The organism is Rhodococcus pseudokoreensis (assembly GCF_017068395.1).
Classification (GTDB): domain Bacteria; phylum Actinomycetota; class Actinomycetes; order Mycobacteriales; family Mycobacteriaceae; genus Rhodococcus_F; species Rhodococcus_F pseudokoreensis.
The window spans coordinates 3,368,107-3,382,571 of record NZ_CP070619.1; the positions used below are offsets into that span (position 1 = coordinate 3,368,107).

Annotated in this window: 16 protein-coding genes; 10 read left to right on the forward strand and 6 right to left on the reverse strand. The window is 70.0% G+C overall.

The window, feature by feature from the left end:
• The first annotated feature begins 102 nt into the window (after positions 1 to 102).
• Complete coding sequence (locus tag JWS13_RS20475) at positions 103 to 603, forward strand: C40 family peptidase (RefSeq protein ID WP_012691616.1); 501 nt, start codon at positions 103 to 105, stop codon at positions 601 to 603.
• On the opposite strand, the gene JWS13_RS20480 is transcribed toward JWS13_RS20475, so the two are convergent.
• The 5 genes from JWS13_RS20480 to JWS13_RS20500 are packed head-to-tail and all read right to left on the reverse strand — an operon-like array spanning position 582 to position 4,576.
• Positions 582 to 914 carry a hypothetical protein gene (locus tag JWS13_RS20480; protein WP_206007255.1) on the reverse strand — a complete coding sequence of 111 codons (333 nt, stop codon included), beginning with the start codon at positions 912 to 914 and terminating at the stop codon, positions 582 to 584. The genes JWS13_RS20475 and JWS13_RS20480 overlap by 22 nt on opposite strands.
• Positions 911 to 2,155 carry a DUF58 domain-containing protein gene (locus JWS13_RS20485; protein ID WP_206007256.1) on the reverse strand — a complete coding sequence of 415 codons (1,245 nt, stop codon included), beginning with the start codon at positions 2,153 to 2,155 and terminating at the stop codon, positions 911 to 913. The genes JWS13_RS20480 and JWS13_RS20485 overlap by 4 nt, the downstream gene beginning before the upstream one ends.
• Before the next feature lie 29 nt (positions 2,156 to 2,184).
• The gene (locus JWS13_RS20490; protein WP_206007257.1) at positions 2,185 to 3,141 is read right to left on the reverse strand and encodes an AAA family ATPase; all 957 of its coding nucleotides are present in this window, start codon (positions 3,139 to 3,141) and stop codon (positions 2,185 to 2,187) included.
• Positions 3,138 to 3,620 (reverse strand): hypothetical protein, encoded by a 483-nt coding sequence (locus JWS13_RS20495; RefSeq protein ID WP_206007258.1) that lies wholly within the window; start codon positions 3,618 to 3,620, stop codon positions 3,138 to 3,140. Before JWS13_RS20495 ends, JWS13_RS20490 begins: the two co-directional genes overlap by 4 nt.
• A complete protein-coding gene (locus JWS13_RS20500) occupies positions 3,602 to 4,576 on the reverse strand; it encodes a DUF4129 domain-containing protein (RefSeq protein WP_206007259.1) in 975 nt (324 codons plus the stop codon). Before JWS13_RS20500 ends, JWS13_RS20495 begins: the two co-directional genes overlap by 19 nt.
• Positions 4,577 to 4,697: 121 nt before the next feature.
• Here JWS13_RS20500 and JWS13_RS20505 point away from each other — a divergent pair, with 121 nt between their 5' ends.
• On the forward strand, positions 4,698 to 6,008 hold the full coding sequence (locus tag JWS13_RS20505) for a TrpB-like pyridoxal phosphate-dependent enzyme (protein ID WP_420855052.1): 1,311 nt from the start codon (positions 4,698 to 4,700) through the stop codon (positions 6,006 to 6,008).
• A 42-nt stretch (positions 6,009 to 6,050) separates the two neighbouring features.
• Here the strand turns inward: JWS13_RS20505 and zapE are convergent, their stop codons facing one another.
• Entirely contained in the window at positions 6,051 to 6,962 is a 912-nt protein-coding gene (gene zapE / locus JWS13_RS20510) for a cell division protein ZapE (RefSeq protein ID WP_206011672.1), read from the reverse strand.
• A 146-nt stretch (positions 6,963 to 7,108) separates the two neighbouring features.
• Here zapE and JWS13_RS20515 point away from each other — a divergent pair, with 146 nt between their 5' ends.
• From JWS13_RS20515 to uraH, 8 genes are all read left to right on the forward strand, one after another.
• Positions 7,109 to 8,356 carry a DUF6986 family protein gene (locus JWS13_RS20515; RefSeq protein WP_206007261.1) on the forward strand — a complete coding sequence of 416 codons (1,248 nt, stop codon included), beginning with the start codon at positions 7,109 to 7,111 and terminating at the stop codon, positions 8,354 to 8,356.
• Positions 8,357 to 8,443: 87 nt separating this feature from the next.
• Positions 8,444 to 9,439 carry an allantoicase gene (gene alc / locus JWS13_RS20520; RefSeq protein ID WP_206007262.1) on the forward strand — a complete coding sequence of 332 codons (996 nt, stop codon included), beginning with the start codon at positions 8,444 to 8,446 and terminating at the stop codon, positions 9,437 to 9,439.
• Complete coding sequence (puuE, locus tag JWS13_RS20525) at positions 9,436 to 10,368, forward strand: allantoinase PuuE (protein ID WP_206007263.1); 933 nt, start codon at positions 9,436 to 9,438, stop codon at positions 10,366 to 10,368. The genes alc and puuE overlap by 4 nt, the downstream gene beginning before the upstream one ends.
• Positions 10,369 to 10,378: 10 nt before the next feature.
• Complete coding sequence (locus JWS13_RS20530; protein ID WP_072939418.1) at positions 10,379 to 11,092, forward strand: GntR family transcriptional regulator; 714 nt, start codon at positions 10,379 to 10,381, stop codon at positions 11,090 to 11,092.
• Positions 11,093 to 11,269: 177 nt separating this feature from the next.
• Positions 11,270 to 12,811, forward strand: coding sequence for an NCS1 family nucleobase:cation symporter-1 (locus tag JWS13_RS20535; RefSeq protein WP_206007264.1), 1,542 nt, complete (start codon positions 11,270 to 11,272; stop codon positions 12,809 to 12,811).
• Between the two features lie 10 nt (positions 12,812 to 12,821).
• On the forward strand, positions 12,822 to 13,550 hold the full coding sequence (locus tag JWS13_RS20540; RefSeq protein WP_206007265.1) for an aspartate/glutamate racemase family protein: 729 nt from the start codon (positions 12,822 to 12,824) through the stop codon (positions 13,548 to 13,550).
• A gap of 73 nt (positions 13,551 to 13,623) precedes the next feature.
• The gene (gene uraD, locus JWS13_RS20545; protein WP_206007266.1) at positions 13,624 to 14,136 is read left to right on the forward strand and encodes a 2-oxo-4-hydroxy-4-carboxy-5-ureidoimidazoline decarboxylase; all 513 of its coding nucleotides are present in this window, start codon (positions 13,624 to 13,626) and stop codon (positions 14,134 to 14,136) included.
• Positions 14,136 to 14,465: a hydroxyisourate hydrolase gene (uraH, locus tag JWS13_RS20550; protein WP_206007267.1), complete on the forward strand. Its 330-nt coding sequence runs from the start codon at positions 14,136 to 14,138 to the stop codon at positions 14,463 to 14,465. Before uraD ends, uraH begins: the two co-directional genes overlap by 1 nt.

The window sequence follows — 14,465 nt, forward strand, 5'->3', positions numbered from 1 at the left end:
ATCGAGACGTGTCAACCGATGGTCGGGGCGGTTCCACGGCTCTTCACGAGCAGTAGCGAACAAAGGGGGGACCTCGTGTCCCAGCGCAGTCCTCTCCGTCCTGTGCGCCGTGCCGCCGTTGCCGGTGCTCTCGCGTTCTGTGCGACCGCTCTCGTCGCTCTTCCCGCGAACGCCGCACCGGTGGCGGGCAGTTCCGACAGCGGCAGCACCGGCGGCAGTTCGATGGGTTCTTCCGTTCTCCCGACGCCCATCCCCACTCCGACGGGGCTGGCCGCGCTCGCGGCCGCGACGACCCAGACCGGCAAGCCGTATCTGTGGGGCGGGACGGGTCCGGACGCGTGGGACTGCTCGGGCCTGGTGCAATGGGCATTCCGGCAGGCGGGGGTGAACCTGCCGCGCACCACCTGGGAGCAGGCCGAGGTCGGTGCGCCCATTCCGCTGTGGGCGCTGGCTCCCGGCGACATCGTGGTGCTCAACGACGACGCGTCGCACATCGGGATCTACGCGGGCTTCGGTCAGGTCTTCAATGCGTACGGACGCGGCGTTCCGGTGGGTCTGGCGCCGCTGTCGCAGTTCCATATCTACGGCATCCGCCGGTTCTGACGGTCGCCCGTGACGGTATGGCCGGCGAAGTACGGCCACACCGCGACGACGAACAGCACCACCACCGCGACCGGTCCGAGCAGGGCCGCCCACGTGGGCACGTCCGGCAGAGCCGCCGCGAGAACGGCCACGGCGCCGGCGGCGACCGCCCCCAGCAGTAGCGTCGGGATTCCCCGGGCGGGGCCGACGTAGGCGACGAGCAGCAGTGCCGTCGCCGCGACCCCGGCAGCGGCCGCCGCGGGCGCGGACGCGTCGCCCAGGACGAGCGCGACCAGCGCCCCCTGTACCGCGAGCACCGCAACCCATCTCATCGGTGCGCTCCCGACGGCCTGCGGGCCCGATCGGCGAGGGCCAGCGCCAGATCCAGTGCCGAATCGTCTTCCCACGCCACCACCGGAACGCCGAGTACACCCATGTTCCGGTACATGTTCCGCCGCTCGAGCCGCCACATCCGGCCGGTCATCGGATCGAGTTCGTGTTCGAACGGCGGACCGCGGAGGACGTCGACGGCCACGACCACGTGACCGCGCCGCCGTAACTCCAGCAAAGACAGCGCGAACCCGGTGTCCAGCATGGTGGAGAACGCGATGACCACCGCCCGCGGCGGCAACGCGACCCGCGGAACCAGCGTGCCCTCAGCCGCGCCGCCGACCGTCTTGATGGCGGCACCGCCGGCGTCGAGGACCGTGTCGAGGATCCGGTAGAACTGCCTGCGCCCGATGTCGGCGCCCAGCCACCGCAGCCGGAGACCGTGGGCGACGACCCCGGCCCGATCGCCGCGCTGCAGGGCCGTCTGCACCACCTGCGTCGCCCCGCGGACGGTGCGGTCCAGACTCTCCGACGCCGGTCCGGGCGCCTGCGGGGTGGTGTCGAGGACGGCGACGACGTCGGCGGCGCGGTCCATGATCCGTTCGGTCACGTGCAGCCTGCCGCGGCGGGCACTGACGGGCCAGTTGACGCTGCGCAGCGGATCTCCCGGGGCGTGCGGCCGGATGTCGCCGAACTCGACACCCGAACCGAAACGGCGGGTGCGGTGCGCGCCGATGCGGTCCGGAAGCGGGGCGTGCGGGAGTGGCGTCGGCATCGGCGGTGCGAGTGGAAATATCCGCAGTTCCGCGACGGGAACCCGCGCCGTCGCGGTCAGCAGGCCGCCGCCCGCGCGCGCCGTGACGATCAGCGCGGGTTCATATCGACCCCACCGGTCCGCCGAAACCAGGTACTCGCCGTCGCCGGTCTGCTCGACCCGGTAGCTGTCGGACGACGCCGGTGTCACCGCCAGTTCCGCCGCACCGCCGCACGTCGTCACGTCCGTCGCGAACCGCACGGACTCGGATTCGAAACACCGCAGCGTTCCGCCCGAACTGTCGATGCGGACACCGGTGGCAGGTCGCGGCAACCACGTCAGCGCACCGAGCGCGCCCAGCATCGGGGCGGCGAACACCATCAGTTCCCACCACCGCCCCACGACACCCGCGGTCAGTGCCACGGCCGCGCAGGTCGCCAGGGCGAGGGCCGCCGGAGACGCCCGCCACGCGAGCGGGTGCTCCGTCATCGTTCCCTCGGCGTCATCGTGCCCCCGCGTCATCGTGCCCTCGGCGCGGGGAGTCGGCGCAGCAGTTCGGCGAGGACGTCGTCGCTGCGGATGCGGCGCACCCACATCTCCGGCCGCAGGCTGATGCGATGCGCGACAGCCGGTACGGCCAGCGCCTTGATGTCCTCGGGAATGACGAAGTCCCTGCCCGCGAGCAGGGCGCGTGCCCGCGCCAGCTGGACGAGGTCGAGTTCCGCGCGGGGGCTGGCCCCGACCTCGACCTGCGGGTGATGCCGGGTGGCGTTCGCGAGTGCGACGACGTACCCGAGGACGTCGTGATGAACACTCACCTGCTCGAGCGATTCCCGCATCGCCAGGAGGTCGGCGGCATCGACCACCTGGTGGACGACGACGGCGGCGGATCCCCTGTCCAGCCGTCGGCGCAGCATCTCGTGCTCGTCGGTCTCGGTGAGGTACCCCAGTCTCAGCCGAAGCGTGAACCGGTCCAGCTGCGCCTCGGGCAGCGGGTAGGTGCCCTCGTATTCGATGGGGTTGTCGGTGGCGAGCACGACGAAGGGACGCGGCAGGATCCGGGTGGTGCCGTCGACGCTGACCTGCCCCTCGGCCATGGCCTCGAGCAGCGCCGCCTGGGTCTTGGGCGGGGTGCGGTTGATCTCGTCGGCGAGGAGCAGGTTGGTGAAGATCGGGCCCGGACGGAACTCGAACCGTCCCGACGGCATGTCGTAGATGGTGGCGCCGAGCAGGTCGGCGGGCAGCAGGTCGGGGGTGAACTGGACGCGTGTGAAGTCGAGCCCGAGAGCCGCGGCGAAAGAGCGTGCCACCAACGTCTTTCCGAGTCCGGGCAGATCCTCGATGAGCACGTGCCCGCCCGCGAGCACGGCGAGCAGGATCGACGTGAGTTCGTCGTGCTTGCCGACCACCGCGCGTTCGACCTCTGCCAGCACGGCGTGGGCGCGCGCGGTGGTGACCTCGGCGGGCATCGTCACAGTTGCTCCAGTCGTTGCAGGATCCGGTCGAGGACGTCCCGGCCCGGACCGGGCTCCGTCCTGTCGACGCGTTGGACGCCGTCCGGGTCGACCCACCGCCACAGGTCGCCGAAAAACACTTCACCCGCCGCGGCGGTGTCGGCGGGATCGAGTCCCTGCCGCTGTCCGGTGGACTGCTGGAATTCGCGCGCCAGCAGCGGACGCAGATGGTGGTCCCAGTCGCCGCGCGTACCGTCGGCCCAGCTGATCAACGATTCCGTCCGCGCCATCCAGCGGGCCGTCGCCTCGGCCCGTTCCGCTTCCAGGCCCGACGTCTCGTCGTCGACGTCTGCGGGTGCCATCCGTCGCCGAATCTCGAAGAGTACCAGTGCGGTCACCGCTCCGGCGATCAGCACGGCGGTGCCGTACCGGCCCGCGGCCACCAGCGGGACCTCCACGGCCAGTACCGCTGCGACACCGATTACGGCGACGGCGAGCATGCGTCGCTCCCCAGGTCGTCGAGCACGCGCCGGAGCAGGTCCGCGGCCTCGTCACGGTGGTGTTCGCCCATCGGATGCAGGCTGAACCGCGCCTCGGAGAACAGCCGCACCAGCGGTGCCGCCGCCTCGAAGCGCAGCGCCCCGAGTTGCACTGCGCGAGCCAGCACTTCGGACGGCGTGTCCGAATCCCGCGGCTCGGCGCCCGGCGCCGTCCGCAAAGCGTCCTCCATCGCGGCGTAACTGGCGATGATGGCTTCGCGCGGCGGCAGATTGGGGGCCACGACCACGGCGAGACCTTCCTCCGCGGCCCGGGCCAACGACTGCGCGCCTGCCGGAGCGTCGGGGGAACTCGCCGCGGTCCAGGCGCCGACCCGGGACCGGAGGGGACGCCGCGCGACGCCACCGAGGATCAGCACCGTCACCAGGATCGGTCCGACAATCGCTGCCGCGGTCCATAATTCCGCGAGGTCCTCGCGTGCCTCGGCGACCGTGTCGGGCGGCGGGACGGTCTCGCCGGGCGCCACCCCGTCGGTGCGGTCGGCCCTCTCGTCGGCGGCCTGGGTCGTCGTCGACCGCTGACGGTCGAGGGGTTCGTCGCCGCGGACGGATCCGAGGAGAAACGCCGCCGCGACGAGAAGGCAGGCGAACACCGCCCACCCGACCACGTGCCGGCGCGAGACCGAGGACCCGGTGTTCCCGGTCGGCCCGACCGTCGGCGGGTCGGGGGCGACCCGGGGCCGTCCGCCGCGCACGGCTGACGCGAGCGCCACGGCCGCGACGACGACAGCGATCGCCGAGAGGACGACCAACGCGCGAGTCGCTCCCGCACCCGGCTCCGCCGTCGTGGCCGGGGTGTCGGGCGCGGGGACCGCCCTGACCACAAGGGTGACCGTCACGACGGCCGCCAGCAGGGCGACCGTGTGGACGACCCTGCTCATCACGCGACGGTCCGGCATCCTCACTCCCGAGTTGCCCCTCCATCGTGACACGCGGAGACCGTGAAAATCACTCGTTCACGGCGGCGGACGGCGCAGCATGTTCCGGACGCATCCATCGACGAAGGAGAGTTACTTGACCATGTCCCCGGTAACCGGAGCCGAACTGGCTCGTTCACTGGAACCTCTGGGGGTTGCGGTTCCCTCGGCCGTCCCCACGCATTGGTACAACCTGGCGGCGGATCTTCCGGAACCCGTTCCGCCGCATCTGCATCCGGGTACGCGGGAGCCGCTGGGACCGGAGGACCTGGCGCCGCTGTTTCCGGCGAGCCTGATCGAGCAGGAGGTCGCGACCGACCGCTACATCGAGATCCCCGAGACGGTTCGGGAGATCTACGGCATGTGGCGTCCGTCGCCGCTGGTGCGGGCGCACCGGCTGGAGCGGGTGCTCGGCACGCCGGCGCGGATCTATTACAAGTACGAGGGTGTGAGCCCGGTCGGCTCGCACAAGCCGAATACGGCTGTGGCGCAGGCCTACTACAACGCCCTCGAGGGCACCACCAAGCTCACCACCGAGACCGGCGCCGGCCAGTGGGGCGCGTCGCTGTCGTTCGCCGGCGCGCTGCTCGGTCTCGACGTCGAGGTGTGGCAGGTTCGCGCGTCCTACGACGCGAAGCCGTACCGCCGACTCCAGATGGAGGCCTATGGCGGCATCTGTCATCCGTCGCCGTCCGACCTCACCGAGGCCGGCCGGGCGATTCTCGCCGAGCACCCCGACACGACGGGTTCGCTGGGGATGGCGATCAGCGAGGCCGTCGAGGTGGCCGCCAAGGATCCGCGGGCGCACTACTCACTGGGCAGTGTCCTCAACCACGTCATGCTCCACCAGACCGTGATCGGCCAGGAGGCGATGACCCAACTGGAGGAGGCGGGCGAGCCGGTCGCGCACACGGTGTTCGGTTGCGCTGGAGGCGGTTCCAACCTCGCGGGCCTGACCTTCCCGTTCCTCGGCCGCAACCTGCGCGAGGGCACCAGCACCCGCCTCGTCGCATGCGAGCCGGCGGCCTGCCCGTCGCTCACGCAGGGCGAGTACCGCTACGACTTCGGCGACGTCGCGGGCCTGACGCCGCTGTTGAAGATGTACACGCTGGGCAACGACTTCGTTCCGCCTGCAATTCACGCGGGTGGTCTGCGGTACCACGGCATGTCGCCGATGGTTTCGCACGCCGTCGCGCTCGGACTGATGGAGGCGACCGCGATCGAACAGGACGACGCACTCACCGCGGGCCTGCTGTTCGCCCGCGCCGAGGGCATCATCCCCGCGCCGGAATCCACGCACGGTGTGGCCGCGGCCATCGCGCACGCCCGCACGGTCACCGAACCGGAGGTCGTGGTCATCGGACTGTCCGGCAACGGCCAGCTGGACCTGCCCGCGTACAGCCGGTACGTCTGATCGATCCACCGCCGGGGCAGATCTTCGGGTCTGCCTCGGCGGTCACCGGCTCAGTGTTGACAACCGGCTCACCAGGCGGTCGACGTCGAGGGTGCCCGCGAGTCCGGTGAACATGTCCTCCCACGGCGCGTCCGCCACGACGGTCAGCGCGGTGCCGCGGTCGTACAGCACGTCGACGACGTTCGCGAACCGCCGCACGGTGTCCGTGCCGGCCTCACGCAGTCGGGGCACACCGGTGATCACCCAGCAGCCGAACCGCTCGGACAGGTCGAGGTAGTCGGCGGGCGCGGTCGGGGTGCCGCACAGCGCCGCGAACTCGAACCAGACCGTTCGGTCGCGTACCGCCGCTGCCGTCACGGTGCGCGTGCCGACGGTCAGGGCGACCCGCTCGGACGGACCCTCGATTGCGGTCGCGTGGACGAACCGGCCCGCAGCGAATCCGGCGTCCGGCGCTCCCACGGTGCGGTAGTCGACGGGACCGGCCACCCGCACGACGGTCAGATTCTGCTCCAGCACGGTGATCGCCGGCTCGAACAGGTGGTGGAACAGCGGGTTGGGCAGCAGGCCTTCGGGCGGATAATTCGACGTCACCACCAGCGTGATACTGCGGGCGAACAGTGCCTTCAGCAGGCGCGCCACCAGCATCGCGTCCCCGACGTCGTGGAGGTGGAACTCGTCGAAGCACAGCAACCGGACGTCGCCCAGCGCCGCGTCGATCGCGAGGTCGATGGACCCCAGCGTGTGCGCGTCGGCGTGGAGGCTTCGGAAGAACGAGTGAAAGTGCACCCGCCGTTTCGGGACCTCGGCGGCACCGTGGAAGCGGTCCATCAGCCAGGTCTTGCCACGTCCGACGGGCCCCCACAGGTACACGCCGCGAACCCCGGGTCTCCCCTGCACCAGGCCGTCGGCGGTCTCGTCCAGGACGGCCGCCGCCGAGCGCTGCGCGTCGTCCAGCAGAACCTCTACATCCACGGAAGGAGACACTACGAACGGAGGGTCTCGGGCGACAAGCGGATGTGAGCAGGGAGACTGTGCGACGCGACGGCGCGAACGCGGCAGACCAGGCGACGAGAACCCCGCATTTCTGGGAAGATCGTGACGTGAACCCCCAGTACCTCAGCCGTCTCCCCGACAGCGGTTTCGATCGCGTCGACGCACTCCTCGCGCCCGTCGACGACGACCTCGCGGCGGCGTATCCGGGTGATCGGCAGCAACCGCAGCCCATCCACACCGTCTACGTGAGCGCGGCGGACGCCGGCCCGGACACCCCGAGGGTGTGGGGTGATCAGGCTGTCGAACTGCTGGACAGGTTCACCGAGGCGCTGTCCGAAATCGGCACGACCGGTGCACTTCCCGACGTGCGCGCGACGCTGGAGCGCAGTCCGATCCAGGATCTGCGGATCGACTTCGAGGACGGCTACGGCTGGCGGAGCGACGACGTCGAGGACGCCGCCGCACTGGAGACGGGTCGCACGCTGCGACAGCTCTCGTCCGACCTGTCCGGGCCGCGGTCGCTGGGGATCCGCGCGAAGGGCCTGGCGCCGCACGAACGCCGTCGCGGCATCCGCACGCTCGAACTCGTCCTCGAAGGCGCGGGTGGGGTTCCCGACGGCTTCGTGTTCACCGTGCCGAAACTGCGTGCGGCCCAGCAGGTCACCTCCGTCGTCGCGTTGTGTGAGGAACTGGAGAGCGCGTACGGGCTCCCCGACGGGTCGCTGCGCTTCGAGTTGCAGATCGAGAGCCCGCAGGCCGTCCTCGGGCCGGACGGCACCGTGACCGTCGCGAAGGCGATCCAGCTCGCCGAGGGACGCTGCACCGGATTGCACTACGGCACTTACGACTACAGCGCGGCCTGCGGAATCGCCTCCCGGTTCCAGTCGCTCGAGCACCCGGTGGCCGACCACGCCAAGTCCGTGATGCTGGTGGCGGCGGCCCAGACCGGGGTGTGGGTGTGTGACGGGTCCACCCAGGTGGTCCCGCAGGGCAGCGACGAGGAGATCCGCGCGGCGCTGGCCCGGCACTACCGGCTCGTCACCCGGTCGCTCGAACGCGGGTACTACCAGGGATGGGACATGCATCCCGGGCATCTGATCACCCGCTGGCTCGCGACGTTCGACTTCTACCGCGACGCGCTGCCCGCCGCGGCCACCCGCCTGCAGGCCTACCTCGACCGCCAGGGCGGCGGGGTGATGGACGAACCGGCCACCGCGCAGGCCCTCGCGACGGTGGTGCTGCGGGGGCTGGCGTGCGGCGCGTTCGACGAGGATGCGGTCCGCGCGCAGGCCCCGGGATGCACGGTGGAAACGCTCCGCGACCTCCTCACCCGGGCGGTGGTTCCGGAGATCTGACCGCCTCCCCGGCCACGAGGACCACCCGCACCACCCCCGCCGAGGTCCTACACTTGGCCCACGCCCGATCAGGAGGTAGCAGCACCCGTGACCCCGAACGCTTTGACCCCGCCCAGCTTCCGGAGTCTGCCGGACCTGGCCGTACGCACACTCGGCGGCGCCGTCGTGTGGGCCAACGACGAGCTGTTCGCCGAGCGGGAGAATCTCATCCGCCCGACGGCCGCCGAGTACCAGCCGGCGACGTTCGGGCACAAGGGTCAGGTGTACGACGGCTGGGAGACCCGGCGGCGACGCGTGACGGGCACGGACGAGGCGATCGTCCGGCTCGGAGTTCCCGGCGTGGTGCGCGGCGTCGTGGTCGACACCGCCTGGTTCAAGGGAAACTACCCGCCGGAAATCTCCGTGCAGGCTGCGTCCGTCGACGGCTACCCGTCCGCCGAGGAACTGGTCGGCGCCGACTGGACCACGATCGTCGAGCGCAGCCCCGTTCAGGGGGACACCGAGAATCCGTTCGCGGTCGACTCCGGCGAACGGTGGACGCACGTGAAGCTCACGATGCACCCGGACGGCGGTGTCGCCCGGCTCCGGGTGCACGGCGAGGGCCGTCCCGACCCCCGTTTCCTCGACGCGGGCCCCGTCGATCTCGCGGCCCTCGAGAACGGCGCCCGAGTCACGTCCTGTTCCAACATGTTCTACGGATCGCCGCAGAACATGCTGCTTCCCGGTCTGGCCCGGGTGATGGGCGACGGCTGGGAGACGTCCCGCCGCCGCGACGACGGCAACGACTGGGTCGAGATCCGGCTCGCCGCCCAGGGCACGGTGTCGCTGGCCGAACTCGACACCTCCTACTTCCTCGGCAATGCCCCCGGTGAGGCGAGCCTCCTCGGCCGGGACGGCGACGGCGAGTGGACGGAACTGCTCCCGCGGACGCGCCTGCAACCCGACACGAGGCACCGCTTCGTCATCGACAGCGACCGGCCCGTCACGGAGGCCCGGCTCGACATCTTCCCGGACGGCGGCATGGCGCGGTTGCGGTTGTGGGGTTCCCTGACCGGCGCGGGTCGGGCAGGGTTGACGGCATGACTCACGGTTTCGACTCCAGCTACCCCCGTGACCTGGTCGGATACGGGCCGCACCCGCCCGATCCGCAGTGGCCGGGCGGGGCGAAGATCGCCGTCCAGTTCGTCCTCAACTACGAGGAGGGCGCCGAGAACAACGTCCTCCACGGCGATGAGGCGTCGGAGACGTTCCTGTCCGAGATGGTCGGTGCGCAGCCGTTCCCGAACCGGCACATGAGCATGGAATCGATCTACGAGTACGGTTCCCGCGCCGGACTGTGGCGGGTGCTCCGGGCGTTCGAGCGGCGCGGGCTGCCGCTCACCATCTTCGCGGTGGCCAAGGCCATGCAGCGGAACCCGGAGGCCGTCAGTGCCTTTCGCGAACTCGGTCACGAGATCGCCTGCCACGGTCTGTGGTGGAAGTCGTACCAGCTGTCCGACGAGGACGCCGAACGCCGGGACCTGGCCGAGGCCGTGGACATCCTGCGGGACCTCACCGGCGAGGCGCCGCTGGGCTGGTATACCGGCCGCGACTCCCCGGTCACCCGGCAACTGGTGGTCGAGCACGGCGGCTTCGAGTACGACTCCGATTCGTACGCCGACGACCTGCCGTACTGGGTGAAGGTCGACGCCCCCGGCAAGGGTCTCGTCGATCACCTGGTGGTGCCGTACACCCTCGACACCAACGACATGCGGTTCGCGTCCCCCGGCGGTTTCCCGAGCGGCGAGCAGTTCTTCGCGCACCTGCGGGACGCGTTCGACGTCCTGTACGCGGAGGGCACGGCCGGGGCGCCGAAGATGCTGTCCGTAGGCCTGCACTGCCGCATCGTCGGCAGGCCCGCCCGCACCGCGGCGCTGGAGCGGTTCCTCGACCACGTGCAGTCCCACGACGACGTCTGGGTCGCCCGGCGCATCGAGATCGCCCGCCACTGGCGCGCCGTCCACCCCGCCTGAGGACGGTCCGATGCCCCCGCGAAGACCGTCTCTGCTGGTCACGAACCTGGCCAACCGGGATCCCGGCAGCTCGCAGACGGTGATCCTGGAGGAACTGCGCCGGGTGATCCTCAGCGGCGGCGCCCCGCCGGGCACCCCGATCCCGGTGGACGAGGTGGCCGAGCACTTCGGTGTCAGCCGCATCCCGATCCGGGAGTCGCTGAAGACGCTGATCGGTGAGGGTCTCGTCGATCACCGGGCCAACGCCGGGTACACCGTCGCCCGGCTGACCGTCGACGAACTCGAAGAGCTCTACCTGGTGCGGGGCGTCCTCGAGTCGGCGGCGCACTCGGTGGCCATCACCCTCGCCGACGAGGCCGACGACACGAGGGCCCGCGAGACGTACGCGGCGCTCGACCGCTCCGTTCTCGAGGACGACCTGACCGCGTACCACCGGGAAAGTCGCAACTTCCACCTCGCCCTGGCGTCGCCGTGCCGGATGCAGCGGCTGCTGCACATGTTCGAGGCGGCGTGGAACATCACCGAGCCCGTGCAGCCGATGTCGCAGGTCGACACCCCGGAGCGGCTGCGGCTGCACCTCGGGCACCGCGACATGCTCGCGGCATTCCTCGCCCGGGACGCCGCGGCGCTGAAGGCGGCCACCGATCGGCACAACGAACAACTCGACACGGTGATCGCGGCCCTGCCCACGGACACCGGAATCTTCCGGGACACGCCCGGGTAGGCCGTTCGGCAAGATATATTCTGGGCCCGATCGGCGCCCGCGAGAATATATCTTCGCCGTCACAGTCAGGAAATATCCGAAAACTACTTTTGCTCCCAGCGCTTCGGTGGTGTGCTTTTCACCGAGGCACCCTCACGTCGAAGCAGTCGTCTCCGGACTGCACCAGGGAGCAAAACGATGACTCAGACAGCGCCCTCCTCCTCCGAAGGGGAAACCGTCCCCGGTGCACACCTGGCCGGCGCCGGGCTGATCAAACCCGGCTATCACCCGCGACTGACCAACGACGATCTCGCGCCGCTGAAGACCCAGTCGTGGTCGTCGTACAACATCTTCGCGTTCTGGATGTCCGACGTGCACAGCGTCGGCGGGTACGTCACCGCGGGCAGCCTGTTCGCGCTCGGGCTGACCAGCTGGCAGGTCCTCGTCGCCCTGGTGGTCGGCATCGCGATCGTCAACGTGTTCGCGAACCTGGTGGCCAAGCCCAGCCAGGTCACCGGTGTCCCCTACCCGGTCATGTGCCGCAGCGCCTTCGGCGTCCTGGGGGCGAACGTCCCTGCCGTCATCCGCGGCCTCATCGCGGTGGCCTGGTACGGAATCCAGACCTACCTGGCGTCGCACGCGTTCGTGATCCTCGGACTGAAGATCTGGCCGGGCCTGGCGCCCTGGGCGGACGTGCACGAGCACGGATTCCTCGGACTGTCGGCGCTCGGCTGGGCCGGGTTCATGACGATGTGGGTGCTGCAGGCGCTGGTGTTCTGGCGCGGCATGGAAAGTATCCGCAAGTTCATCGACTTCTGCGGCCCCGCCGTCTACATCGTGATGTTGATGCTCGCCATCTACCTGATCAGCGAGGCCGGGTGGTCGAACATCAGCCTGAACCTCGGCGAGGTGAACTACACCGGCTGGTCGGCCGTCCCCGTGGTGCTGGGCGCGATCGCCCTTGTCGTGTCGTACTTCTCGGGCCCGATGCTCAACTTCGGCGACTTCTCCCGGTACGGAAAGACGTTCGCCGCGGTCAAGCGCGGCAACTTCCTCGGCCTCCCGGTGAACTTCCTGTTCTTCTCGATCCTCACCGTCGTCACCGCGTCGGCGACCCTGCCCGTGTACGGGCGGCTGATCACCGATCCGGTCGAGACGGTCGCGCAGATGGACAACCTGTTCGCCGTCGTTCTCGGTCTGCTCACCTTCATCGTCGCCACCATCGGTATCAACATCGTCGCCAACTTCGTGTCCCCGGCATTCGACTTCTCGCACGTCAGCCCGCAGCGCATCAGCTGGCGGACGGGCGGAATGATCGCCGCCGTCGGATCCGTCCTGATCACCCCGTGGAACCTGTACAACAACCCGGAGGTCATCCACTACACGCTCGAGACGCTCGGCGCCTTCATCGGGCCGCTGTTCGGAATCCTCATCGCGGACTACTACCTGGTGCGCAGGCAGCGGATCATCCTCGACGACATGTTCACCATGTCGCACGACGGAACATACTGGTACAAAAAGGGTTACAACCCGGCCGCCATCATCTCCACCGTCGTCGGCGCGCTCGTCGCGGTGGTTCCCGTGATCCTCAAGGCCCAGCCGTTCGGACTCGACGTGTGGGGCATGGCCGGTGCCGCCCAGTACTCGTGGTTCCTGGGCATGGGCATCGGATTCCTCTGCTATTTCGCACTGTCCACCGGCGCGCGTCGCGCGCACCGCACCGCAACGGTCGAGGCGTAGGTCGAGGAACGTGCACATCAAGATCGTCAATCCCAACACCACCCGGGCGATGACCGACAAGATCGGCGACTGCGCCCGCTCCGTCGCCGGGCCCGGGACGCTCGTCGAGGCGGTGAGCCCGCAGATGGGCCCCGCCTCGATCGAGAGTCACTACGACGAAGCACTCAGTGTCCCCGGGCTTCTCGAGGAGATCGCGCGCGGCGAGGAGGCCGGCGTGGACGGGTACGTGATCGCGTGCTTCGGCGATCCGGGCCTCGACGCGGCCCGGGAACTGGCATCCGGGCCCGTGCTGGGCATCGCCGAGGCGGCCATGCACACCGCGAGCTTCCTCGGCCGCGGGTTCAGCGTCGTCACCACACTGGGACGCACCCGGGGCCGGGCGTGGGAACTCGCCGAACGGTATGGCATGCAACGCTTCTGCCTCGGGGTGCACGCGTGCGAGATCGCCGTCCTCGACCTCGACCGCGACCCCGACGCGGTGAAGGTGATCACCGAGGCCTGCCGCGCCGCCCTCGACCGGGACGGTTCGGACGCGATCGTGCTGGGCTGCGCGGGCATGGCGGACCTGTGCGCGGTCATCTCGGCGGAACTCGGGGTGCCGGTGGTCGACGGCGTGGCGGCGGCGACCCTCATGGTGCAGTCCCTCGTGACGCTCGGTCTGCGAACCGGCGCGCGCGGCGAGTTCGCTGCTCCCCTGCCCAAGAAGTACACCGGACTGCTCGAGGGTTTCGGTCGCTGACCGGAACCGCTGCGCCCCGTGCGCCATTGTGGTAGCCAGAGGTACCGAAAAGGCGCACGAGCGAGGAGCCGTCATGACCGAACCGCCCGGCCTGATCGCGTTCAACGCGCTGAGCAACGCGCGGGCCGTCGACCTGCTGGTGCAGTGCTGCGCGTCGACGGTGTGGGCGCAGCGGATGGTCGCCGGCCGGCCGTTCCCGTCCGCCGACGCGCTGCACACCGCCGCCGACACCGTGCTGGCCGACCTGAGCGAGTCCGAGGTCGACGCGGCCCTGGCCGGGCATCCGCGAATCGGCGACCGCGCGGACAACCCGTCGTCCGCGCGCGAACAGTCGGGGGTCGCGTCCGCCGACGACGACGTCCGCGCGCGCCTGCGGTCGGGTAACGAGGAGTACGAGCAGAAGTTCGGGCACGTCTACCTGGTGTGCGCGTCGGGTCGGTCGGCGCAGGAACTGCTCGACGTGCTGCACGCGCGCCTCGGCAACGACGCCGCGACGGAACGCGGGATCCTGCGGACCGAACTGGCCGCCATCAACCGGTTGCGCCTGGACCGCCTTCTCGGCGAGATCGGAGACGGAGCCCACTGATGTCCAAGATCCTCAGCACCCACGTACTCGACGCCACCGACGGCACACCCGCCGCCGGGGTGCACGTGCGACTGTTGTCCCCGGACGGCGACGTCCTCGCCAGCGCGACCACCGATTCGGACGGCCGCGTCGCCGAGTTCGCGCCCGACGGCCTGACCGCGGCCACCTATTCGCTGGTCTTCGCCACGGGCGACTACTTCGCCGCTCGCGGCCGGGAGACGTTCTACCCGGAGGTGACCGTCACGTTCGTCCTCGACGACCCTCAGCGGGGGTATCACGTCCCGTTGCTGTTGTCCCCGTTCGCCTATTCCACCTACCGCGGGAGCTGA